This is a genomic window from Synechococcus sp. TAK9802, from assembly GCF_014279535.1.
Classification (GTDB): Bacteria; Cyanobacteriota; Cyanobacteriia; order PCC-6307; family Cyanobiaceae; genus Parasynechococcus.
Window position 1 is genome coordinate 942697 of record NZ_CP047937.1, and the last position, 19697, is coordinate 962393.

Below are 19697 nucleotides of genomic sequence, written 5' to 3' on the forward strand. Positions count from 1 at the left end.
GAGTCGGCCCATGCAGCGCGACAAGCGCCGGACACCTCCCATAACGGACCTGCTTCTACGGGGACTGCGCATCGGGGCCAGCACCGTTGCCCTGGTGGAACTGCTGCGCAGTGATTGGATCGGAGGGGGGCTCGCCAGCTTGGCCTGGCTGGTCTTCGTTCAGGTGGAGCGTCGCCGGGCGCCGCTCAAGCCTCCGTCCTGAGGATCGAATCGATGCAGTTCGGGTGCTGTCGGATATAAGCGTTGAACTCCATGGCCAGCAGACGGGCCTCAAAGGCATCGGTGGCGTAGAAGCAGGATTCCAGCTTTTCTCCGTTGGATGTCTTGTGTCGGACGGTGTAGGCAGCCCGTCCCTGAGCAATGCTGGCCATGGACTGATGAAGCAGTGGTTTCAAGCTGGCACTCCTGCCCTGAGAAATTCCATAACCATTCATTCATGTTTGCGTTTCAACGCTTCGTAAAGCTGTTTGAAGCGACCGACAGTCCGTCTCACCTCTCTGCCCGCATCCCGCTGCCTATGGCCTCCCCTGCTCTGGCCTTCAACGTTGCTCTCGCGTCATTCCTGTCCCTGATCGCAGGGCCTGTTCAGGCGGAATGGCAGCCGATGCAGGAGCCGGCGGTTTGGCAATCCCGTCGCGGCGATCTGCTGCCGGGCGACGGCTGGATCTTCATGGAAGCCCTCGACACCCCCGCGATCAAGGCGGCTGAATACATCCGGGCCCCCCAGAGCGTGGACGGTTCCGTTGAGGTGGAAGCAGGCCTGCTGATTCAGCGTGCTGGCCAGGACCGGTGGACCCAACGGGTTCTGCCGATGCGTGCTAACTGTGCCACAGGTCAGCTGGAGCAACGCCAGGCCGATGGTGCCTGGACCGTCTACCCCGGTCGCGATGGAACCGTGGTTAAGGTCCGCTGGATCTGTGCATTGCGATGAGTCGGCCTGCTTTTCGTTACGAGGAACCGGAACGCTTCGGCGAGTCGCTCACCACAGCACGCCCCTGGAACCGGTCTGCCCTGACCGATGTGGAGCGGCTCAATGGCCGGGTGGCCATGCTCGGTTTCTTGGCTGCTGTGGTGCTTGAAAAGGCCACGGGCTTGGGAATCGCGGGTCAGCTTGGTGCAGCTCTGCGCTGGTACCTGCAGCTGGGTTGATTGATGACGGTTGTTCCTGTTCTGAAGGACTCCCAACGCTTCAAGTTGGATGCCACCGACGACGCGATCTTCTACAGCGAGCCGCGTTTCGTTCACCATCTGGATGCGGGTTTTCGTGCTCGGCTGACCGCCCTCTACCGCGAGCGCATTCCTCCCTGTGCCCAGGTGCTGGATCTGATGAGCAGTTGGGTGAGCCACCTGCCTGACGACGTCAGTTACGACAACGTCATCGGCCATGGCCTCAATGCTGAGGAGCTGAGTGCCAACCCTCGATTGGATCGGCACTGGGTTCAGAACCTCAACCGCGACCAAACCCTTCCGGTTGAGGATGCATCGATCGATGCCACCTTGATCGTGGCCGGTTGGCAGTACCTGCAACAGCCCGAGCCGATCGCCGCTGAGCTGTGGCGGATCACCCGCCCCCGGGGCCAGGTGATCGTGGCGTTTTCCAATCGAATGTTCTTCACCAAGGCTCCCCAGGTCTGGACCGACGGTGATGACGGTGATCACCTGCGCTACGTCGCTGAGGTGTTGATGGCCCAGGGCTGGCCCCAGCCGGAGATCGTTGCCGAAGACACCCGCGCCGAGGGTGTGATGGGCTTGTTCGGCGGCAAGGGAGATCCTTTCTTTGCCGTTGTGGCCGAGAAACCTCTCTACTGATTCCTCGACTTTCCTTTGCCTTGCAGGGATGGACGTTGTTCTGAATTGCGGCAGCGTGAGGCGAGAACCAGGATCTCCATGAGCTTCACCCTTCCGGGTCCTCTCCCCTGGCGCTTCAGGATCGTGTTGATCGGTCAGCAGGTGGTTCTTGAGGCTTCGTCTGAGGATCAGCAGCTGAGCACGGTTCTGAACCTGGTGGAAGTCGCATTCGGCGTGGCTACGACTTGATCAAGGCTCCGCAATGTGCGTTCATCCGGTGAGCAGCACGTCTCGACTCACCCAGCCCGTCGTCATCTTCGGTGGTTTTTTGATCACGCAGGAGGCCTATCGCCCCCTCGCTGATTGGATTGATCAGGCCACCGGCGCTGCGGTGCGCATCGTGCCTGCGTCCAAATTGGATTGGCTGGCCACCAGCTGGGGCTTCGGTTGGCGTCGCCTGCTTGATCGCGTTGATGCCGCTGTGCGTGAGCTTCAAAGCCAGTCGCCTACAGGGCGCGTCACGTTGATTGGTCACAGCTCCGGCGGGGTGATGTTGCGGCCCTATCTGGCTGATCAGACCTTTTTGGGACGTCGTTTCAACGGTGCAGCCCGGTGCAATCGCCTGATCACGCTCGGCAGTCCCCATCAGGCCCTGCGTGCCACACCGCTGCGGGCTCGCGTGGATCGTGAGTTCCCGGGTTGCCCTGAAGCCGATCGGGTGGACTACGTCGCGGTTGCGGGTCGGCTTGATCCGCTGGGAGCGAATGCATCCAATTTTTCGCGCCGCAGCGCTGCCCGCAGCTATCGCCAGATCATGGGCGACCCGGATCTGCAGGGGGACGGTCTGGTTCCCCTTCCATCAGCCCTGCTGCGGGATGCCCGTTCGATTGAGCTGGCTGATACGGCCCACGGCGGATTGTTCGGCCAAAGCTGGTATGGCTCCACCGATCGCATCGAGCGCTGGTGGTCGCAGCTCGGAGACTGAACCAGGCGATCAGGCATTGTGGCCTGCTTCGGTGATCAGCTTGTGCAGGAATCGAAAGGGTTTGGGGGTCAGGCCAGGTCGGCCAAACGCAAATCCAGCAAGAAGCGCAAGCCGGGAACGTCAAACCATCGCCGTGATCAATGCCCAATGGGGCGCGACCCCGGCCTCGAGGCGATTCAGGCCAGGCAGTGCCTCGGCTTGCCGCTCACTGGGCGGTTAACTGTTGCCCAGGTGAAGCGGGCACACAAGCTTCTGGCTGTTCAACACCATCCCGATAAAGGGGGCGACCCTGAGGTGATGACACGGTTCAACACTGCCCGCGATGTGCTGCTTGAGCCCGAGATGGAGATGCTTGCTGCCTGACGCCCTTGACGTGCGTCCAAGTGGTTCAGCTGCCGCTGCTGCGGCCCAGCACCAGCCAGGTGATCAGCATCAAGCCACTCAGGCTGACCACGGTGTAGATCCAATCGGCGTATGGCGTCCAGAACAGTCCCGCAACTGGGGCTGTCATCGGTCCCAGACCAGCAGGAGCACCACAAACAAGGCCCCGAACACGAGGAAGGGTGTGAGCAGCGTCAGCAGAGACTGTGTTTCGATCGTTCCGGTTGCAGCAAGCGGATCATCCGGCGGTCTGTTTTGATCTGTCAAATCTCCGTTATTCACTGAGATTGAGGCCAGAGCTCGCGGCCAATCAACCTTCATCGGGATCGAGCAGTGAGATGAACAACCGTCAGCGTCTAATTCTTGTTGCTTTTTCGGCCTCGATGGGGCTTGGCTTGCTTGGCGGGTTGGCGTTCAACGTCACGTCCCAACTGATCCGGCCCGGCAAGATTGACTTGGGCCCGGCATCGCCGGGAGGGCCTGGCCGATCTCCTGCGCTGCCTGAGCAGAACACAGGCTCATCCGATCCAAGCTGTGTTGTTCCTCCTGGAGGTGGTCCGCCTGTCACGACGAATTTCCAGCCCTGTTGATTGCATCGCGAGGACGGGTTTTATGGCTAAACTTTCAAAAGAAAAGATAAAAAAGTGCTTCAGCGATACCCAGGATTGTTTCGGTTGTTCGCTCTGATACCGAAATTCAAGACTGGCTGAGGTGATCGTTTGACTCTCTTCTAGTCCATGCATGAACAGTGATCAGCGTCTCAGCTATCTGCACTTGATGAACAAAGCTGCTGAGTCGGAAGACAGACAAAGCTATTTCTATTACCTCAAGCTGGCTGAACAAACCCTGCAACGCCAGGATCCCGAGGTGATCTGGAAGCCTGCAGGTTGATTCAGCGAATCATGTTGGCCTTGAAAAAACCAAATCCAAGGCCAAAGGATGAGGATTGATCGCGATGCAGCGTCACTGAAACATCGAAATCGAGAAGATCGGAATGTTCGATGTCTTCACGCTTCAAGTTGTGAGCGTTCTTCGCTTCGAAGCCATCGATGATTTCATCGCGATTTCTTTCCAGGTAATCCACCACCTGCTTCAGCACATGGTCGCGCCAGGCCTCGCTGGCGTCTTTGCTGATTCGATCAGACATGGTGGATGACGCGGTGTCTAGAGATGGAACCCGTGCCCAACGTTGACGCGGGTGCCGTGGTGATGCGGGTGAACCGGAACCATCCAAGGCGTTGGGGTGACGATGACGCGCCGGGGCATTGGTGAAACCATGGGGCCGTACAGCGGGGAATAGCTGCGGTAGTGCCTTCGATGGTGGGGGCGGTAGCTGTTTTCGATGGCCTTTCTGTAGCCATGCTTGTAGCCCCTGTTGTAGGCCTTCTTTTTTTTGTGTTTGCGGGAGTGGTGGTGATGGTGGTGATGAGCGCTATGGGCTTCCACCGCAGGACTCAGGCCGACACCGGTGATGACCACCACGAACGCAGCGATGCCAAGACGTTGAACAAGCGACATGGGGCGTCGATGGACTGATGAGAACGTATTCCGGCTCTGCCTGCTGAACGTGACAGCACCTCGGCCAGATGTGACTGGATGCGTCTTGAGGTCGTGATTCCCTATTCGGCGTCTGTGCGTTGTTCGAGCACGAAACGCAGGGCCCACAGTCCGGCGTAGGAGCCCGTCAGCACGAGGAGGATCAGGATCAGCACGACACATCCTCAACGTGGTGGTTTGTTGTAGCTGAGCTGTGTTGGTTCTGTGGTCAGATCTTCCAGTAGCCGTACCAATCAGGATGGCCTGGGCCGTCGTCAACTTGGCCATCCGCGATCAGTTTCAAGTGCCACTGGCCATTGCCGTGAATCGGCAGCAGATTATCGAGCGCGCTGTCCATTTCGACAGGGTGAAGATCGTCCTTGTGCACCTGCTCCTGTCCGTTCAGCCAACGCTGCCGTGCCCGCGCCTTGGCGGAGGCTGAAGAGCGGGCCACGATCACCCCGAAGGCATGCTGTTCTGCCATCGAGGTGGGGTCATAGGCGCCAAGGTTGACGAACCACAGCTGCGGACCGTCAACACTGGATGGATCCTGCGCTCGCTCAACAACCTCAACGCGATAGCCATCGACATGGTCGATGCAGCGGTAGCTGTCGATGTGCAAGCCACGACGGAGGCCGATCCATTCCTGCCGCAGCGCCGGCAGCGTTGCGTCGATGGTCTCGCCCACGACCCAGCGAACATCGTGCTGCTCCACATGGCAGCCCTTGCAACGGCCCCCCAGCACCACCAGGAACAGCTTCTTGGCGCTGCTCATCGCTGGGCCGGTGATGACGCTTTGGCATGGGCGACGACGGCACGGCAGTGGGCGATGAACTCCTCGCCGTTCCTCTCCCCTTTGGCTTCCTTGGTCTCCAGGCTGAGAATCTCAAAGGTCGCGGTGGTGCTGCTGCTCACCGGGGAGACGGTCGGACTGCGGTTTCCATCATGAAGGCGATTGTCCAAAGGCAGTCCGTCGTAGGGATCGGTGCCGTCATAACGCTGAAAGGCTGCATGGATGGCATCGATGGCCTCCCTCACCTGATACCTCGCCCCTCGCTTTCTGGCGCGCTTGGTGATCGTCACCGCCATGCGGTTCAGCAGCCGCTTGTAGCTGTCGGGGTCGATGTCCAGCCAGCTGGGGGGCGTGACCGACAACGGATTGCGTTCCATGCACCCCTTCGGTGGCTCCAGGTGTTCAGACTTTTTCGAGCCAGGCCAAGAACAACCGGAGGATTTCCTTTTCGTTGGTCACCCGTTCGCTCAGAGATGCCGTGACTGCGCCGGGGTGCTCGCGCTGCACGATTTGCTCAGCCTCGTAGGCATCCGCCGCTTCGACAGGCTTGAAGCCATCATCAACGGCCTCTGGAGCGCAATAGAAGACGGGGTAACGGCTCATCGGGGTGCCGCAACCTCCAACCGATAGCAACGATTCTGCGATCGAGGGAATGGCTGCGGGGAGCTCACCCCCACATCTGTTGAGTTCAGGCATCTTTATTAAGTCCTGAGCCTCAACAGGTGCTGATCCATACCTTTGGTGGTTCTTGCTGAGGAACCGTGGCTTTTGATTCTGGAGATAAAACGGATCGCTTCATTGCCGCAGCCAAGACACGGGCGGAAGCTGCATTGAACGAGCCGGCACCAAAACTGACGGCCTTGGAAAAGGGAATGTTGGAGTCGCTGCGACGGGGTGGAAGGCCCGTGCGTCATGGCTGAGCTCAGCGCATGAGCAGCCAAACGGCCAAAGCACCGCAACCAAACCCCTTGATGAACTGGGCCCAGGTGAGCCCGTAGGTATCGAGGGAAAGCATTCTCATCATCAGATTCAGAACCTCTTTGTGTTTCCGAATCAAGGGTGAGCTGTTGGCCGTGTTCAGTTGCGGAATCTGTTTGAGCCTGATCTCCCCGAGCTTGGCCAACGTTGCTGGTCGCGTGTGCTGCTGGAGCTTAAGGCGCGCCTGTTGGTCCGAAACGAACAAACCTTTCTTGGGTGGCTGTTCATCGGGTGACACGTTGCTAGGCAGTGGAAGCCCCTCCAATTGATTCATCTTGAAAAGAGTCGTCAGTCTGTCGACGGGATTCCTGGTGAGTGCACTGCTGGTGTCCCCCGCTTTTGCCCAAAAGGTTTGAAATAAAACGTCCGTGCGCTGAACACCGCCAGGATGCAAGCTGAGTCCATCAACGGTGGACTCAACAACTAAAGAGCTTCGAAATGCATGTACGCCACCGGTAAGGGAGGTGGCAACTGCTTGAAGAATGCAGGCGATGGCTACCTGTTCGTGTTTGATGGTGGCTCTCCAGGCTGGCAAGAGGCTGGTGGTCAACCCACTGTTGAAACTGAAATTCTTGTCTCTCGAGACGGAGCTTCGATTATTGATGTTGTCTACAACGGTTCACCGCGTTAATTGAAGAATCCTTCCAAGAATGTGGTTTGAATGGCCCCGCTGCTCAGGCGGGGCTTTTTTGTGGCTTGACTGAGCTCCATATCATTCGGGCATTAGAAGAACTGCAATCGGTCTAAATAATCAATCGACTGGAAGATGTGAGCCTCAGCAGTGTGCAAGATGCTGTGAATACAGGGGTTTAACTCATCAAATACAGCAAGAGAAAAACTCATGCAAACGATAAATATCGGATCTGAGTGCCTCGTTCTCTATCCTCGTCCATTCTGTTGTTGAGCCGTTCCTGCAGAGAGGATGGTGCCAAGCAGCTTCAACGGCCCTTGTCTTCTGGCTCAGCCTTGCCGCCCCTGCGCTTGGCCGTTGTGGGTCATGTGGAATGGGTGGAATTTCTGGCGGTGGATCAGTTGCCCCGCCCCGGGGCCATTGGTCACGCCTTGCAGACTCTGCAGGAACCTGCTGGTGGTGGAGCCGTCGTTGCGGTGCAGATGGCACGGTTGCAGCAGCAACCCGTCCAGTTCTTTACGGCTTTAGGTCGCGATTCGGTCGGTGAAGCCTGCGTCAAGCGACTCGAGGATCTGGGCCTTGAGGTTCATGTCGCCTGGAGGGAGGTGCCAACCCGTCGTGGCGTGAGCATGGTTGATGGTGAGGGGGATCGGGCGATCACGGTGATCGGCGAGCGGCTCACCCCATCACTGGCTGACGACCTTCCCTGGAACGCCCTTGGCCAATGCGACGGCCTGTTCGTCACGGCCGCTGATGCTCCTCTGTTGAAAGCCTGCCGTTCTGCTGCAGTTTTGGCGGCGACCCCGCGCGTTCGTTTGCCCGTGCTTCAGCAGGCCGGGGTGCCCCTCGATGCCTTGATTGGCAGTGGCCTTGATCCGGGTGAACGGGTGGAGTCGGGGCAGTTGAATCCAGCTCCCCACACAGTGATTCGCACGGAAGGTGCCGCAGGCGGTGTTAGTCATCCAGGCGGTCGTTACGACCCATCACCCCTTCCGGGGCCCTTGGTTGAGAGCTATGGCTGCGGCGACAGCTTTGCGGCAGGGGTGGTCATGGGTCTGGCGGCGCGCTGGCCCCTGGCGGAGGCCATCGCGTTGGGTGCCCGGTGTGGTGCTGCCTGTGCGACGCGATTTGGGCCCTATGGATGAGTGCTCGCCACGCGCGATGGCTCTCAATAACGACAAAAATGCAATGAAACACCTGTTGTTATGGCGCCCACCAAAAGAGAGATCCTTGCCGCATCGGCAGGCTGGGTTGCCGTCATGTTGAACGTGGTTCCGGGCTTGGGTGCCGGCTACCTCTACCAGCGCCGCTGGAAGGCGTACTGGATCACGTCTGCTTTGGCGACGACCTGGTTTGTCCTGGGTGGAGTGCTGGGACAGGGGGCTGAGGCTGCCGAAGAAATCCAAAACCCATGGATTGGCTTGCTTGGGCTCGTTGCTCTCGCGGCTGGAACAGCAGTTGAAGCCGGCCTCGCAGTGAAGCAATCTCGTGAACAGACCTGATCCGGGTTGAGGCCAGAACGCTCAGCGCCTGGGTTTTGTATGGCCTCAGCGACATCTGCCCTTGGCGGTGCTTGGAGTGATCGCTACCCCTCGCGCCTGATCGCCTCGTCCTTCATCCGTTGAACCCGCTCCAAAACGGATTCATTGCTCATCCTGTTGTTCAGCCGTTCCACCAACAGTGGAAAGGCCAATGGGCTGGGCCGCGGAGTTTCAACGTGCAGCCATTCCTGGTTTGCAGCGCGCTCCAAGGCCGCCTCCAGGCGTGAGATCTCCAACTGGTCATCGAGCACCTCCTGCTGCGCCTGCAGCAGCAAGCGGTTGTTCGGCTCATGGCGGCTGAACACATCGAACAGCAGCGATGCACTGATCTGAAGCTGACCGGTGCTTTTGCTCGATCCAGGGAATCCCCGGTTCATCAGGCCTGCGATCTGGGCGATGGCGCGGAAGCGTCGCCGTTGCAGCTCGGAAAGATTCAGTGCGTTCTTCAGATCCCGCTCCAGCTTTTGGCGATCGAGCAGCAGATCGATGTGGTCTTCCAGCAACTCCGCCATCGGGTAGCTCTTCGGCGCCAACAGCTCAAAGCCGTAGTCGTTCACCGACACCGTGATCGTGCCCCGCTCCAGACGGGTGAGCCGCGACGCCCATAGGAAGCCGATTCCCTCATGCACGAACCGCCCTTCAAAGGGGAAGGCATACAGATGTGTGCCTTCCCGGGTGCGACAGGTCTCAATCAGCAGCTGTCCCACCGTCGGCAACACCGAGATGTCCTGTTGTCGATCAAACAGGGGCTTCAGAGCCTGAAGTTCAGCGTTGTCGAGATCACCACGGCTGGCGCGGTCCACCTCAAGACGCAGGTGATGAGTCAGCAGATCGGAGAGAGCCATCTGCCCCCCAGCCCAGGCAGGCACCGTGCGCGTTTTCTTGGTGCTCACCTTCACGTAGGCGGTCATGTCGCGCAGCCGCACGAATTCCAGCTGGCGGCCGGAGAAGAAGAACACATCCTTCGGCTTCAGCTGGCTGATGAAGGTCTCTTCCACATGTCCGAGCACGGCACCACGAACAAAGCGCACGGTGATCGCCGGTGCGGCTGTAATCGTTCCAACGTTGAGACGGTGCAGCCGGGCGATGGCCTTCTCGCGAACCCGGTAGCGCTGGCTTGTCTCCTCCCACTCGAGCTTGCGGTAGCGGGGGTAGGCACCGAGGCACTCTCCGCCCTGCTCCAGAAACAGCATGCACCAGTCCCAATCCTCCTGGCTCAGCTCGGCATAGGCCGCACAGCTGCGCACGGCCTGCAAGGTCTGCTCCGGATGGAAGCCAGGGCCGCAGGCCAACCCCGTGAGGTGCTGCAGCAGCACATCCAGAGGGGCTTTCGGCGGCTTGCGTTGTTCCACCAGCCCCTCCGCCAGTCCCCGACGCACAGCACTGAGTTCGAGTAGCTCGAGCGCATTGGTGGGCATGAACAGCACCTGGGATGTTCCGCCGGGCAAGTGCGCTGACCGCCCCGCCCGCTGCAGCAGTCGCGCCAGATTCTTCGGACTGCCGATCTGCACCACCTGTTCCACGGGTTGGAAGTCCACCCCGAGGTCCAGGGAGCTGGTGCAGACCACCCAACGAATGCCGCCGGCCTTCACGGAGGCTTCGATCGCTTCCCGCTCGCTGCGATCAATGGCGCTGTGGTGGAGGGCCAACCCCTCCTCCATTTCCGGGCAGGCGAAGCGCAGGCACTGGTGCCACCGCTCCGACTGATTGCGGGTGTTGGTGAAAAGCAAGGTGCTGATGCCGGGATTGAGGCGTGCCACCAGCTCCTCGTACATCCGCAACCCGAGGTGTCCGGCCCAGGGGAAGCCATCGATCGTCTCCGGAAGGATGCTCTGAATCTCCGTGCTGCGGGCAGGAGCGTCCCCGATCAGCTGTGGCTCACTTGCCGTTCCCAGGGCATGGCGCGCTGCCTGCTCGAGGTTGCCGATGGTGGCACTGATGGCCCAGGTCTGGAGCTGGGGGCGCAGCTGGCGCAACCAGCTCAGGCACAGCTCCGTCTGGCTGCCCCGTTTGCTGCCCATCAACTCGTGCCATTCATCGAGGATCACCGTCTCGAGTTGGCCAAACAGCGCTTCGGCCTTGGCATTGCTCAGCAGCAGGGCGAGGGACTCCGGAGTTGTCACCAGAATCTGTGGTGGTGCCTTGAGCTGTTTGGTGCGTTCGCTGCTGCTGCTGTCGCCATTGCGGATGCCCACCCGAATCGGCCAGCCCATCGCCTCGATCGGTTCGCGGATCGCCAGCGATAAGTCGCGGCTGAGGGCCCGCAAGGGCGTGATGTAGAGCAGTCGTATTCCCTTCAACGGCTCCTCCTCCGCCAACATCCGCGCGATCGGTCCCATCACGGCGGCGAAGGTTTTGCCAGACCCTGTGGGCACTTGGATCAAGCCATTCCGTCCCGCCAGATAGGCGCTCCAGGTCTGCTGCTGAAACGGCAGCGGTGTCCAGCTCCTTTGCGCGAACCAGGCATGAATCGGCTCCAAGCGAGGGTCGTTGGTTGTTGGCTTTGGCCTCGCCTTCGCTTTTGCCTTCTTTTCTGAAGCTGCCATCAGCGGTTCTCGATCAATGCCATCGCGGTCTGGAGTGAATCCGCTTCATCGGCGGGTTTGTCGCGTCGCCAGCGCAGGATCCGCGGGAAACGCACGGCGATGCCGGATTTGTGGCGTTTTGAGGGGTGGATGCCCTCAAAACCGATTTCAAACACCAGCTCGGTTTTCAGGGACCGTGCCGGCCCGAAGCGCTGCAGGGTGTTGCGTCGGATCCAGCGGTCCAGCTCGAGGATTTCGGCATCGTTGAGGCCGGAATAGGCCTTGGCGAAGGTCACCAACTGCGGCTCTTCAGCGTTGGTCCAGAGGCCGAAGGTGTAGTCGGTGAAGAGGTTGGCGCGACGCCCACTGCCGGCCTGGGCATAGAGGAGCACCGCATCGAGGGTCATCGGCCCCAGCTTGTATTTCCACCAGTTGCCGCGTTTGCGGCCGCTCAGATAGGGCGATTCCGCCTGTTTGAGCATCAGCCCTTCGGCGTTGTGCTGACGGGCCTGGTTGCGCTGTGTCTCCAGGTCCTCCCAGGAGTCGATCGACCAGGACGGGCTCTGCTTCAGCCGCCACGACTCGGGATGCTCGATGCTGCCCAGCAGCGCAGCCAGCTGCTGCTGGCGCTGCCGTAATCCTTGCTGGCGGATGTCGACGCCTTGATGTTCCAGCAGGTCGTAGGCGATGAACCGCATCGGGCAATCCCGTTTCAACGTTGCTCCAACGCTTTTGCGGCCCAGCCGTCGTTGCAGCTGATCAAAGCCAAGCGGTTCGGCGGCGTCCTGTTGCCAGCAGATCAACTCGCCGTCCAGAACGCTGCCGGATGGCAAGGCCTTGGCCACCTCCACAAGTTCAGGGAAGCTCTCGTTGACCAGCTCTTCTCCACGGCTCCAGAGGTAGACACCGGAGCCGCGATGAATCAGCTGACCGCGGATTCCATCCCATTTCCACTCCAGTTGCCAATCGCTTGCCGATGTCTCCAGCAGTCGTTCGGGTTCCAGGGGACTGGCGAGATAGAAGGGGTAGGGGGTACCGCTGGAACGGTGTTCATCCGCCGTTGCGCAGGCGGTGAGTTGCCTGAAGCGCTCTGCGGAGGGCTCAAAGCCGCCCATCAGCCGTTGCGCCACAAGGCTTTCTTCGAGATCAAACGCTTCGGCGATGGCCCGGCTGATCAGCCCTGTCGACACGCCGACACGGAATCCCCCCGTGAGCAACTTGTTGACGATGAAGTGTTGGTCGAGCGGGGTTCGGTGCCAGAGCCAGATCATGGCATTGGCCTGATCGTCGTCGCTTCTGGTGCTGATGGCCGGCAGCAGGGTGTCCATCCACCAGCTCAGGGGCATGTCTCCATCTCCGCTCGGCAGATCCGGATCGCTTGCTTCGACGCGCTCTTGCACGGCGGGCCAGAGCAGGCTGATGGTTTCAGCTGAGTCGCCCACCTGGCCGTAGCAGTCGTCGATCAGCCAATCCGGAAGACCACCGCGGTCCCGCAGGATGTCGCGGAGTCGGCGACCGGTGATCAGGCGCCTGCGGCGTTTGCCCAGCAGCAGCGTCAACGCCCAGGCCGCCTCCCCTGGTTCGACCCCCTGAAAGTGATCCACCAGCGCTTGCACCTTGGCCTTGGTGCCCGTGACCTGATCCAACTGATTGAACAGGTTCTGTAAGGCACGCATGCGCGCTGGAACGGGATGGATGGAAAGCCCCGCCATCCTGACAAGACATTTTGTGAGCAGTGCTGGAAATCCGGCGGAGACCTGTGTTGATCTGAGCCACAGATTCCTGAATCAGCCGGATGGCACTCCTCTGGGACAACCTCGCGCAACAACTCAGCAGCGTGCGCGCTACCGCCTCAGCCACGGCCGTCGTCACCCCCGTGGCTGGCTCCGGCACATCGGATGATCCATCCGACCGTCGTCGTCGTCTTCAGAAGGCGCTTGAGGCCGTCAAAGACAGCGGCAACGCCATGATGATCGAATCGCTCACAGCCGCGATCGAAGGTCGCGAAGCAAACCTCAACCTCCCCGAGCTGCCGGACGGCATAGCCAAGTTCTAGTCCGACTCCCCTTCAAACAGGGTGTCCAGCGGTTCCGCATCCACACCCTCCACCTCCCGCAGGTAACGGGCCAGAACGTCACTCTGTCCATGGGTGACGTACACCTTGCGGGCGCCGCTGTCGCGAACGGTCTGGATCAGTCCAGGCCAGTCGGCATGATCGCTGAGCACGAATCCCCGCTCGAAGCCCCGCCGTCGACGGGCTCCGCGCACGGCCATCCAGCCGGAGGCAAAGGCGGTTTGGGGTGACTTGAAGCGGCGCATCCAGCTGGAGCGATGGGCCGACGGTGGCGCCAGGATCAGCCGCCCTTCGAGCGGATTCTTTCGGGGCAGTTCGCTGACGGGACGACTGGGGGTCATCGGAACCCCTGCCTCGCGGTAGTGGCGGGTCACGGTTTCAACAGCGCCGTGCAGCAGCACCTCCTCCTCCACGCCGATGGCCTTCAGTTCAGCCAGCAAGCGTTGGGCTTTGCCGAAGGCATAGCAGAACAGCAGGGATGGTCTGCTGCGATCACGGCTCCACCAGGCATGGATCTCCCTGGCCACCTGCTCACCGCTTTGCCAGCGATAGATCGGCATTCCGAAGGTGGCTTCGGTGATCAACACATCGCAGCGCACTGGTTCGAAGGAGTCGCAGCTGGGGTCGTCATCACGTTTGTAATCACCACTGACCACCCACACCTCACCCTCTGATTCCAGACGGATCTGCGCCGAACCGAGCACGTGTCCGGCACTGTGAAACGAGACCTTGCATTGCCCCAGCCAGTGTTCTTCGCCGTAGGCCACTGGGTGAAGGGTGATGTCCTTGCCGAGCCTCTGGCGCAGCACCCCTTCACTGGAGGCCACAGCCCAGTACTCCCCGCATCCGGGGCGGGCGTGGTCGGCATGGGCGTGGGTGATCAGGGCCCGGGGTACCGGACGCCATGGGTCGACCCAGGCCTTCGCGGCACGGCAATACAACCCCTCCGGTGTGCGTTCGATCAAGCTCCGCCATCGATCGCTGCAGACAGTCTGAAAGGTCCATACCTCGAGCGCGTTCGACTCGCTTGCCACGAAGCTGCTCGCTGCCGCTCTGTTTGTTTCAGCCCTGGCTGTGCCCAGTTCCGCTTTGGCTCAGAAAAAGATTCCCAAGGCCCAAGGCCACAACCAATGCCCCCTGGGTTACGTCAACACCCTGGACACCACTTGTGTGTCTCCCATTTATTACGAGATGAAGCCCACCAACGGTGAAGCATGCCCCTCCGGTTGGATGAATGTTGGCGTTGGCTATTGCCGTAAGAAGTAATCAATTCAGTGGCTGAGGCCTCAGGCCACTCCAGCGCTCCAGGGTGTTGATCGATTGAACACCCTGGAGTCGCGTTGATCCCGGCCGTGTCCAGGTGGGGATGGACCGAATGTTTTCATCCCTGCACTGCCTGAGCTGGTCGGGGTATTTGTCGGGCAGACCGCATTCCACGTAGTTCAGGTTGGCTCCGGCCTGTTTGCCGAAGAGCTTCATCTGTTCTTTGCAGGCGGGGCACCAATGGGCGCCAAAAAACCTGGCGCCCACCGTGTTGAGTTGCTCGGCCAACTTGATTGTTTGTGCTGTGGACTCCGTTGCGGGTTCAGGAATCGGTTGGTTCCACGGTTGTGCAGCCGCTGCGGTGCACCACGTCCCCGCAATCACTGCCATCAAGGTCAGAACCCTGATGCCCTGGGGCTGGATGACGGGGGCCATGAATCGCAGGGGTTGGATTGTCGAAAATTTATTCGCGTACCCCGTCGTTCTTTGATCTGTTGGCGCGTCACCGGCTCATTTCGAGCATGCGCTGCATGGGTTTCATGGCCTTCAGACGCATCGATTCATCCATCTCGATCGCAGGCGTGAGGGTCTCCAGGCATGCCTTCAGTTTTTCAAGGGTGTTGAGCCGCATGTAGGGGCAGGCATTGCAGCTGCATCCATCGATCCCTGGAACGTCGAGCAGAGTTTTTTCAGGAACCCGCTGCTGCATCTGATGGAGGATCCCCGGTTCCGTCAGAACGATGAAGCTGTTGCAGGAGCTTTGTTCGGCGTAATTCAACAGTTTGCTGGTGGATCCAATGAAATCCGCCAGGTCCAGCAGATTCTGCTGGCACTCGGGGTGGGCGATCACTTCAGCCCCGGGATGTTCGTGCTTGAGGGCCAGCACGGCTTCTTCGCTGAAGGTCTCATGAACAATGCAGCGTCCCGGCCAGAGGGTCAGCTCCCGACCGCTCTGTTGCTTAACCCAGCGCCCCAGGTTCTGATCGGGGGCGAACAGCACGGGCTGGTCGGCAGGTAGCTGATTCACCAGATCAACGGCATTGCTGCTGGTGCAGATCAGATCGCTTTGCGCCTTCACTGCGGCCGTGCAGTTGATGTAGCTCACCACGAAGTGGTCGGGGTGCTCTGCCCGGAAGCGGGCGAACTCATCGGCGGGGCAGTCGTCCGCCAGGGAGCATCCGGCCTCCAGATCCGGTAGCACCACCGTCTTTTCCGGACTAAGAATCTTGGCGGTCTCCGCCATGAAGTGCACGCCGCAGAACACGATCACGTCTGCATCGGTGCTGGCGGCCTTGCGCGACAGCTCCAGGGAGTCACCAACGAAATCGGCGATGTCCTGAATCTCCGGCTCCTGGTAGTAGTGCGCCAGGATCACGGCATTGCGGTCCTGGCGAAGCCGGTTGATCGCCGCAACAAGGGCGGTGTCAGCGCTCATCAGGACCGGTTCGGGGCAGGATGGCCACAGCCTAGGCATTCGCTCTGAAGCACCTGCGACTTGCCATTGCCGGTGATCTGCACGGCGCCTGGGGCGACGCGGATGAGCAGCTGCTGAAGCAGCTCAAGCCCGACGCTGTTCTTTTCGTTGGCGATCTTGCTGATGGGGATCTGCGTCTGACGCGCCGGATCACGCGGCTTCCCTTCCCCGTGGCCGTGATCCTGGGGAACCACGACCGCGGGCGTGATCGCAGTGGCGGCATCCTCGAGCAACAACGCGCTGTGCTCGGCGATCTCCATTGCGCCTGGCGCTCAATTCAATGGCCGGAACTCCCGTTGACGGTTGTGGGTGCGCGTCCATGCAGTGCTGGTGGAGGTTTTCACCTGTCGAAAGCGGTGGAGGCGGTGTACGGCCCGGTGTCGCTTGAGGCTTCAGCCGAGCGGATTGTGCAGGCCGCCGCTGATGTACCCGCTGATCAGCCCCTGATCGTCATGGCCCACTGCGGTCCCTCAGGCTTGGGATCCGAGGCCGCCAGTCCCTGTGGACGCGACTGGAAGACGCCGGCGGTGGACTGGGGGGATCAGGATCTGGCCCTTGCCCTGGACCGCATGGCCAAAGACCGACCTGCCGATCTGGTGATCTTTGGGCACATGCACCATGCCCTCAAGCGGGGCTCTGGTTTCCGCCAGACCCTGTTGCGTCATCGCCATGGAACCGCGCTGATCAATGCCGCCTGTGTGCCCCGTTCAGGTGTGGATGGGCAAGGTCGAACGCTGCTGCATCTCTCCTGGGCTGAATTCCAGGGGGCCCGCCTCACGCAGCTCGCCCATCGCTGGTACACCCCAGAAGCTGAGTTGATCCATCAGGAGCAGTTGCCGATCGATGCTCCGTTGCCGTGCTGATTTATTTCTGCAGCAGCAGCCATGGCTTCGGCCATGCGGCTCGCGATGCTGCGGTGCTCCAGCAACTGCGCCGCCTGCGTCCTGAATGGACCTTGGTGATGAGCTCGGGTCTGCCCTCCCCCGTACTCAACCTGCTGTTGGGGGATGCAGCGATTGAGCAGCGGTCCTGTCAATGGGATGTGGGCATGGTGCAGGCCGACGCGCTCGGTGTGGATTGCGCCGCCACCTTCAGGGCCCTGGATGAGCTGGATCAACGGCTGCCGGCCCTGATCGAGGCTGAGGCTCTCTGGCTTGCGTCGCAGGGGCAGCCGGTCTTGATCATCGGGGACATTCCCCCGGCCGCAGCCGCCCTGGCCCAGCGCCTCGATGCACCTCTGGTGTGGATGAGCAATTTCGGGTGGGATGACATCTATCGCCCCTTGGGCTCAGCCTTCCAACGCTGGGCCGATGCTGCCGCTGAGGCCTACCGCTGCGGTGATCTGTTGCTGCGCTGCCCGTTTGACCTCGCCATGCATTGGGGGTTGCCTGAACAGAGGCTCGGTTTGGTTCGCGCCAGCCCGCGGCCCGTTCCGGCGGATCTTGAGGCTCGCCTGGATGCCCTGGATGCTCCCCTGGTGTTGGTGGGGTTTGGAGGCCTGGGCTTGTCCCTTTCGCGGGATCTGTTTCAGCTCTGGTCCAACCACCATTTCCTGCTTCCGGCTTCAGCAGATGCCTCGCAAGCGCCTGAGTTGGCGGCGCTCCCCAACCTCACGTTTCTGCCGGATGGGCTACGCCCCGTCGATGTGCTCGGCCATTGCTCCCGTTTTCTGGGCAAGCCGGGTTTCAGCAGCTTCTGCGAGGCGATGGCCCAAGGGGTTGGAATGCACGTCGTGGAGCGCAGCGGATTTGCCGAAGCTTCGGCGCTGATGGATGGTTTGCGTCGCCACGGCCAGCACCGCTGCCTCAGCCGTCAGGAGCTGGACACCGGCGCATGGCAGCTGGACCAGCCGTTGCTGGCGCCAAGCGAAGCCCCTCTTTCTGCATCAGGGGCTGAAGAAGCCGCTTTGGCACTGGTGGGTTGGGTTGCAAGTCGTTTTTAATTTTTGGTCTTTTTCATCACCTTTCTAAGCTGGTTTTCCTGCCTGATAGTGGTCTGGCCGATTATTTGACTGGCATATATACCTATTGATTTGAGCCTTTAATTCGAGAAGGTCATTTCGTGTGGAAATTTTTTCCGCTCGAGCATTTCATCCGCTTCTGATCTGCTCATCGTCCTCTTTCGAGGGCATGCTCCTTGAACGCTCTTTATGGCTATCTCTGCATTCATCGGTCGTCAGACGCTTCATGCGGCCGTGATCGTCGGAGTTTTGCCTGCCCTCAGTTCCCTTCTTCCTGCCCAGGCGAGCCTGCTCCCCCCCGCCTCTCGGGCGCAGCTGATCCATACCTCTGACTTCCAGCCCAGCCGGGCCATTCCCTACGTGATTACGCCCGAACGTCGGGCGATGCTCAACACGATCCGTTTTGCGGAAGGCACCTGGAAAGGTGGTTTGGATGTGGGCTATCGCGTGATGTTCGGCGGTGGCTTGATGCCTTCGCTCGACCGGCATCCCAACCGGGTGATCTACAGCTCCCGCTACGCCAGTGCAGCTGCGGGGGCTTACCAGTTCATGCCCTTCACCTGGAATCTGGTTCAGCGCAGCATCGGCGTGCGCGGTTTCGGCCCTGAGGCTCAGGACCAGGGCGCGTTGTTTCTGATTCAGCGGCGCAAAGCCCTGGGTCTGACCGACACCGGCGTTCTCAGCCCGCTTCTCGCCGCCATGCTGGCTCCGGAATGGGCGTCGTTTCCAACCCTCGCCGGTCGCAGCTACTACGGCCAGCCCGTCAAGAAATACGCCCGACTGCGTTCTTTCTATGACGTGAACCTCGCGGAGTTGCGGCGTCTGCGTGACGTCAAGCGCCAGGCGCTCGTCACTCCCCCTCCGGCCCTTTGCACCGGGTCGCGCATTGAATGCGCCACCCGGCTCTGACGGCATTCACGTTTCTCGACGTTCCTCAGCCTTCGGCGTCGTTCTGAAGCTTTCGACCAACCGTGGCCTGGGCGATCAAATAGGCGGCGATGCCTCCCGCCAGGAAGCCGACTCCATTGCGCAGAAGGGGCATCACTTCAGACGTGCGTGTGATCACAGGGGCAACGCCGAAGACGCCGAACAGCATCACCCACAGCGGTGAAAGCAGCAGCAACCAGGCCCAGGCGATGGTTTCGCCCTCCTTGCGGGGATAGGCCGCAAAGCCAGCAATCAAGCCTCCAAAGATTGAGGTGGTCAGCGTCCAAAGCCACTGTTCCTGGGGAAGGCCAGGCACCACCTGACAGCCACCACGGTCCAGACAGATTTCCACCGCATTGAGGGCATCCAGCACGGCTCCGTCTTCGCCGTGATCCTTCACGTAGTACTGGTTGCCGTAGCGGGTCTGCAGCTCCACCCAGTAAGTGCGTGGCATCATCGCGAAGTAGGCATCGCCAACGTTGAAGTTCAGCAGGTTCCCGCCGCGGGGATCGGCCACCAGCAGCAGGCTGCTTTCATCCAGCCCCCAGAACTCGCGAATGGCCAGACCTGGTGTGCGTTCGTACTGGGTCAACACCCGCATCTTCCAGCCTGTGCGTTCCTCCACATCCGCCAGGGATGCTTCGAGCTGGGCCCGCTGGGTGTCACTGAACACCTTGGCGAGGTCGATCACCGGGGTGGGGTGATCCGGCAGCAGCTCCGGGTTGTCGTAGGCCTCAGCCGGGGTCACCAGAACACCCAGGCTGACCAGAGCCACCACGACGAGGCTCCACAGATGTCGGATGTGATGTGTTCCCATGGAACTGCTGCAGCGACCGGCATT

The 19697-nt window shown here is 60.6% G+C and carries 29 protein-coding genes; 15 read left to right on the top strand and 14 right to left on the bottom strand.

What is annotated here, in order from left to right; genetic code table 11:
• Positions 1–10 precede the first annotated feature (10 nt).
• Positions 11–202, top strand: a complete 192-nt coding sequence (locus tag SynTAK9802_RS05485) for a hypothetical protein (protein WP_114989292.1) — start codon at positions 11–13, stop codon at positions 200–202.
• On the opposite strand, the gene SynTAK9802_RS05490 is transcribed toward SynTAK9802_RS05485, so the two are convergent.
• Positions 186–371, bottom strand: a complete 186-nt coding sequence (locus SynTAK9802_RS05490) for a hypothetical protein (protein WP_114989374.1) — start codon at positions 369–371, stop codon at positions 186–188. The two genes, SynTAK9802_RS05485 and SynTAK9802_RS05490, sit on opposite strands and share 17 nt — an antisense overlap.
• 65 nt (positions 372–436) lie before the next feature.
• Between SynTAK9802_RS05490 and SynTAK9802_RS05495 the strand changes: the two genes are divergently transcribed.
• The 6 genes from SynTAK9802_RS05495 to SynTAK9802_RS05520 all read left to right on the top strand — a co-directional run bounded on the left by SynTAK9802_RS05495 (position 437) and on the right by SynTAK9802_RS05520 (position 3136).
• Positions 437–931 (top strand): hypothetical protein, encoded by a 495-nt coding sequence (locus SynTAK9802_RS05495; protein ID WP_255487877.1) that lies wholly within the window; start codon positions 437–439, stop codon positions 929–931.
• Entirely contained in the window at positions 928–1149 is a 222-nt protein-coding gene (locus SynTAK9802_RS05500) for a chlorophyll a/b-binding protein (RefSeq protein ID WP_115009146.1), read from the top strand. Before SynTAK9802_RS05495 ends, SynTAK9802_RS05500 begins: the two co-directional genes overlap by 4 nt.
• Before the next feature lie 3 nt (positions 1150–1152).
• On the top strand, positions 1153–1809 hold the full coding sequence (locus tag SynTAK9802_RS05505; protein ID WP_011364441.1) for a methyltransferase domain-containing protein: 657 nt from the start codon (positions 1153–1155) through the stop codon (positions 1807–1809).
• Between the two features lie 78 nt (positions 1810–1887).
• A complete protein-coding gene (locus SynTAK9802_RS05510) occupies positions 1888–2037 on the top strand; it encodes a hypothetical protein (RefSeq protein WP_255487878.1) in 150 nt (49 codons plus the stop codon).
• A 13-nt stretch (positions 2038–2050) separates the two neighbouring features.
• Positions 2051–2773 (top strand): esterase, encoded by a 723-nt coding sequence (locus SynTAK9802_RS05515; protein WP_186497701.1) that lies wholly within the window; start codon positions 2051–2053, stop codon positions 2771–2773.
• An 18-nt stretch (positions 2774–2791) separates the two neighbouring features.
• Positions 2792–3136, top strand: a complete 345-nt coding sequence (locus tag SynTAK9802_RS05520; protein ID WP_115132713.1) for a molecular chaperone DnaJ — start codon at positions 2792–2794, stop codon at positions 3134–3136.
• A gap of 25 nt (positions 3137–3161) precedes the next feature.
• On the opposite strand, the gene SynTAK9802_RS05525 is transcribed toward SynTAK9802_RS05520, so the two are convergent.
• The 6 genes from SynTAK9802_RS05525 to SynTAK9802_RS05550 all read right to left on the bottom strand — a co-directional run bounded on the left by SynTAK9802_RS05525 (position 3162) and on the right by SynTAK9802_RS05550 (position 6086).
• Positions 3162–3284: a hypothetical protein gene (locus tag SynTAK9802_RS05525; protein WP_006849913.1), complete on the bottom strand. Its 123-nt coding sequence runs from the start codon at positions 3282–3284 to the stop codon at positions 3162–3164.
• A gap of 762 nt (positions 3285–4046) precedes the next feature.
• Positions 4047–4301 (bottom strand): hypothetical protein, encoded by a 255-nt coding sequence (locus tag SynTAK9802_RS05530; protein ID WP_186497703.1) that lies wholly within the window; start codon positions 4299–4301, stop codon positions 4047–4049.
• Positions 4302–4318: 17 nt separating this feature from the next.
• Positions 4319–4672, bottom strand: a complete 354-nt coding sequence (locus SynTAK9802_RS05535) for a hypothetical protein (RefSeq protein ID WP_186497705.1) — start codon at positions 4670–4672, stop codon at positions 4319–4321.
• A gap of 247 nt (positions 4673–4919) precedes the next feature.
• Positions 4920–5465: a DUF1543 domain-containing protein gene (locus SynTAK9802_RS05540; RefSeq protein ID WP_186497707.1), complete on the bottom strand. Its 546-nt coding sequence runs from the start codon at positions 5463–5465 to the stop codon at positions 4920–4922.
• Positions 5462–5860: a hypothetical protein gene (locus SynTAK9802_RS05545; RefSeq protein WP_186497709.1), complete on the bottom strand. Its 399-nt coding sequence runs from the start codon at positions 5858–5860 to the stop codon at positions 5462–5464. The genes SynTAK9802_RS05540 and SynTAK9802_RS05545 overlap by 4 nt, the downstream gene beginning before the upstream one ends.
• A 25-nt stretch (positions 5861–5885) precedes the next feature.
• Positions 5886–6086 (bottom strand): hypothetical protein, encoded by a 201-nt coding sequence (locus SynTAK9802_RS05550; RefSeq protein WP_255487879.1) that lies wholly within the window; start codon positions 6084–6086, stop codon positions 5886–5888.
• Positions 6087–6244: 158 nt separating this feature from the next.
• Between SynTAK9802_RS05550 and SynTAK9802_RS05555 the strand changes: the two genes are divergently transcribed.
• Positions 6245–6403, top strand: a complete 159-nt coding sequence (locus tag SynTAK9802_RS05555; RefSeq protein ID WP_186497711.1) for a hypothetical protein — start codon at positions 6245–6247, stop codon at positions 6401–6403.
• 2 nt (positions 6404–6405) lie between these two features.
• Here SynTAK9802_RS05555 and SynTAK9802_RS12575 read toward each other — a convergent pair whose 3' ends face one another.
• The gene (locus tag SynTAK9802_RS12575) at positions 6406–7011 is read right to left on the bottom strand and encodes a hypothetical protein (protein WP_255487880.1); all 606 of its coding nucleotides are present in this window, start codon (positions 7009–7011) and stop codon (positions 6406–6408) included.
• A gap of 425 nt (positions 7012–7436) precedes the next feature.
• Here SynTAK9802_RS12575 and SynTAK9802_RS05565 point away from each other — a divergent pair, with 425 nt between their 5' ends.
• Both SynTAK9802_RS05565 and SynTAK9802_RS05570 read left to right on the top strand, forming a co-directional pair.
• The gene (locus SynTAK9802_RS05565; protein ID WP_255487898.1) at positions 7437–8237 is read left to right on the top strand and encodes a PfkB family carbohydrate kinase; all 801 of its coding nucleotides are present in this window, start codon (positions 7437–7439) and stop codon (positions 8235–8237) included.
• 60 nt (positions 8238–8297) lie between these two features.
• Positions 8298–8594 (top strand): hypothetical protein, encoded by a 297-nt coding sequence (locus tag SynTAK9802_RS05570; protein WP_186497713.1) that lies wholly within the window; start codon positions 8298–8300, stop codon positions 8592–8594.
• An 83-nt stretch (positions 8595–8677) separates the two neighbouring features.
• Here SynTAK9802_RS05570 and SynTAK9802_RS05575 read toward each other — a convergent pair whose 3' ends face one another.
• Positions 8678–11179: a ligase-associated DNA damage response DEXH box helicase gene (locus tag SynTAK9802_RS05575; RefSeq protein WP_186497714.1), complete on the bottom strand. Its 2502-nt coding sequence runs from the start codon at positions 11177–11179 to the stop codon at positions 8678–8680.
• Positions 11179–12834: an ATP-dependent DNA ligase gene (locus SynTAK9802_RS05580; RefSeq protein ID WP_186497715.1), complete on the bottom strand. Its 1656-nt coding sequence runs from the start codon at positions 12832–12834 to the stop codon at positions 11179–11181. Before SynTAK9802_RS05580 ends, SynTAK9802_RS05575 begins: the two co-directional genes overlap by 1 nt.
• A gap of 119 nt (positions 12835–12953) precedes the next feature.
• On the opposite strand from SynTAK9802_RS05580, the gene SynTAK9802_RS05585 reads away from it, so the two are divergent.
• On the top strand, positions 12954–13214 hold the full coding sequence (locus SynTAK9802_RS05585) for a hypothetical protein (RefSeq protein WP_114989278.1): 261 nt from the start codon (positions 12954–12956) through the stop codon (positions 13212–13214).
• On the opposite strand, the gene SynTAK9802_RS05590 is transcribed toward SynTAK9802_RS05585, so the two are convergent.
• Positions 13211–14197 carry a ligase-associated DNA damage response exonuclease gene (locus SynTAK9802_RS05590; protein ID WP_186497717.1) on the bottom strand — a complete coding sequence of 329 codons (987 nt, stop codon included), beginning with the start codon at positions 14195–14197 and terminating at the stop codon, positions 13211–13213. The genes SynTAK9802_RS05585 and SynTAK9802_RS05590 overlap by 4 nt on opposite strands.
• A gap of 73 nt (positions 14198–14270) precedes the next feature.
• Between SynTAK9802_RS05590 and SynTAK9802_RS05595 the strand changes: the two genes are divergently transcribed.
• Positions 14271–14498 carry a hypothetical protein gene (locus SynTAK9802_RS05595; RefSeq protein ID WP_186498050.1) on the top strand — a complete coding sequence of 76 codons (228 nt, stop codon included), beginning with the start codon at positions 14271–14273 and terminating at the stop codon, positions 14496–14498.
• Here the strand turns inward: SynTAK9802_RS05595 and SynTAK9802_RS05600 are convergent, their stop codons facing one another.
• Together SynTAK9802_RS05600 and nadA are read right to left on the bottom strand one after the other, a co-directional pair.
• Positions 14499–14930 carry a hypothetical protein gene (locus SynTAK9802_RS05600; RefSeq protein WP_186497719.1) on the bottom strand — a complete coding sequence of 144 codons (432 nt, stop codon included), beginning with the start codon at positions 14928–14930 and terminating at the stop codon, positions 14499–14501.
• A 67-nt stretch (positions 14931–14997) separates the two neighbouring features.
• Complete coding sequence (nadA, locus tag SynTAK9802_RS05605; RefSeq protein ID WP_186497720.1) at positions 14998–15930, bottom strand: quinolinate synthase NadA; 933 nt, start codon at positions 15928–15930, stop codon at positions 14998–15000.
• Between the two features lie 53 nt (positions 15931–15983).
• Here nadA and SynTAK9802_RS05610 point away from each other — a divergent pair, with 53 nt between their 5' ends.
• From SynTAK9802_RS05610 to SynTAK9802_RS05620, 3 genes are all read left to right on the top strand, one after another.
• The gene (locus SynTAK9802_RS05610; protein WP_255487899.1) at positions 15984–16832 is read left to right on the top strand and encodes a TIGR04168 family protein; all 849 of its coding nucleotides are present in this window, start codon (positions 15984–15986) and stop codon (positions 16830–16832) included.
• On the top strand, positions 16826–17911 hold the full coding sequence (locus tag SynTAK9802_RS05615; RefSeq protein ID WP_186497721.1) for a hypothetical protein: 1086 nt from the start codon (positions 16826–16828) through the stop codon (positions 17909–17911). Before SynTAK9802_RS05610 ends, SynTAK9802_RS05615 begins: the two co-directional genes overlap by 7 nt.
• 207 nt (positions 17912–18118) lie before the next feature.
• On the top strand, positions 18119–18838 hold the full coding sequence (locus SynTAK9802_RS05620; RefSeq protein ID WP_186497722.1) for a glycoside hydrolase family 104 protein: 720 nt from the start codon (positions 18119–18121) through the stop codon (positions 18836–18838).
• Between the two features lie 25 nt (positions 18839–18863).
• Here the strand turns inward: SynTAK9802_RS05620 and SynTAK9802_RS05625 are convergent, their stop codons facing one another.
• Positions 18864–19673, bottom strand: coding sequence for a TPM domain-containing protein (locus tag SynTAK9802_RS05625; RefSeq protein ID WP_115132697.1), 810 nt, complete (start codon positions 19671–19673; stop codon positions 18864–18866).
• Positions 19674–19697: the final 24 nt, after the last annotated feature.

Coding starts and splice junctions, on each gene's coding strand:
- SynTAK9802_RS05485 (WP_114989292.1), top strand. CDS start 11: ATGCAGCGCGACAAGCGCCGGACACCTCCCATAACGGACCTGCTTCTA.
- SynTAK9802_RS05490 (WP_114989374.1), bottom strand. CDS start 371: ATGGCCAGCATTGCTCAGGGACGGGCTGCCTACACCGTCCGACACAAG.
- SynTAK9802_RS05495 (WP_255487877.1), top strand. CDS start 437: ATGTTTGCGTTTCAACGCTTCGTAAAGCTGTTTGAAGCGACCGACAGT.
- SynTAK9802_RS05500 (WP_115009146.1), top strand. CDS start 928: ATGAGTCGGCCTGCTTTTCGTTACGAGGAACCGGAACGCTTCGGCGAG.
- SynTAK9802_RS05505 (WP_011364441.1), top strand. CDS start 1,153: ATGACGGTTGTTCCTGTTCTGAAGGACTCCCAACGCTTCAAGTTGGAT.
- SynTAK9802_RS05510 (WP_255487878.1), top strand. CDS start 1,888: ATGAGCTTCACCCTTCCGGGTCCTCTCCCCTGGCGCTTCAGGATCGTG.
- SynTAK9802_RS05515 (WP_186497701.1), top strand. CDS start 2,051: ATGTGCGTTCATCCGGTGAGCAGCACGTCTCGACTCACCCAGCCCGTC.
- SynTAK9802_RS05525 (WP_006849913.1), bottom strand. CDS start 3,284: ATGACAGCCCCAGTTGCGGGACTGTTCTGGACGCCATACGCCGATTGG.
- SynTAK9802_RS05530 (WP_186497703.1), bottom strand. CDS start 4,301: ATGTCTGATCGAATCAGCAAAGACGCCAGCGAGGCCTGGCGCGACCAT.
- SynTAK9802_RS05535 (WP_186497705.1), bottom strand. CDS start 4,672: ATGTCGCTTGTTCAACGTCTTGGCATCGCTGCGTTCGTGGTGGTCATC.
- SynTAK9802_RS05540 (WP_186497707.1), bottom strand. CDS start 5,465: ATGAGCAGCGCCAAGAAGCTGTTCCTGGTGGTGCTGGGGGGCCGTTGC.
- SynTAK9802_RS05545 (WP_186497709.1), bottom strand. CDS start 5,860: ATGGAACGCAATCCGTTGTCGGTCACGCCCCCCAGCTGGCTGGACATC.
- SynTAK9802_RS05550 (WP_255487879.1), bottom strand. CDS start 6,086: ATGAGCCGTTACCCCGTCTTCTATTGCGCTCCAGAGGCCGTTGATGAT.
- SynTAK9802_RS05570 (WP_186497713.1), top strand. CDS start 8,298: ATGGCGCCCACCAAAAGAGAGATCCTTGCCGCATCGGCAGGCTGGGTT.
- SynTAK9802_RS05575 (WP_186497714.1), bottom strand. CDS start 11,179: ATGGCAGCTTCAGAAAAGAAGGCAAAAGCGAAGGCGAGGCCAAAGCCA.
- SynTAK9802_RS05580 (WP_186497715.1), bottom strand. CDS start 12,834: ATGCGTGCCTTACAGAACCTGTTCAATCAGTTGGATCAGGTCACGGGC.
- SynTAK9802_RS05585 (WP_114989278.1), top strand. CDS start 12,954: ATGGCACTCCTCTGGGACAACCTCGCGCAACAACTCAGCAGCGTGCGC.
- SynTAK9802_RS05600 (WP_186497719.1), bottom strand. CDS start 14,930: ATGGCCCCCGTCATCCAGCCCCAGGGCATCAGGGTTCTGACCTTGATG.
- nadA (WP_186497720.1), bottom strand. CDS start 15,930: ATGAGCGCTGACACCGCCCTTGTTGCGGCGATCAACCGGCTTCGCCAG.
- SynTAK9802_RS05620 (WP_186497722.1), top strand. CDS start 18,119: ATGGCTATCTCTGCATTCATCGGTCGTCAGACGCTTCATGCGGCCGTG.
- SynTAK9802_RS05625 (WP_115132697.1), bottom strand. CDS start 19,673: ATGGGAACACATCACATCCGACATCTGTGGAGCCTCGTCGTGGTGGCT.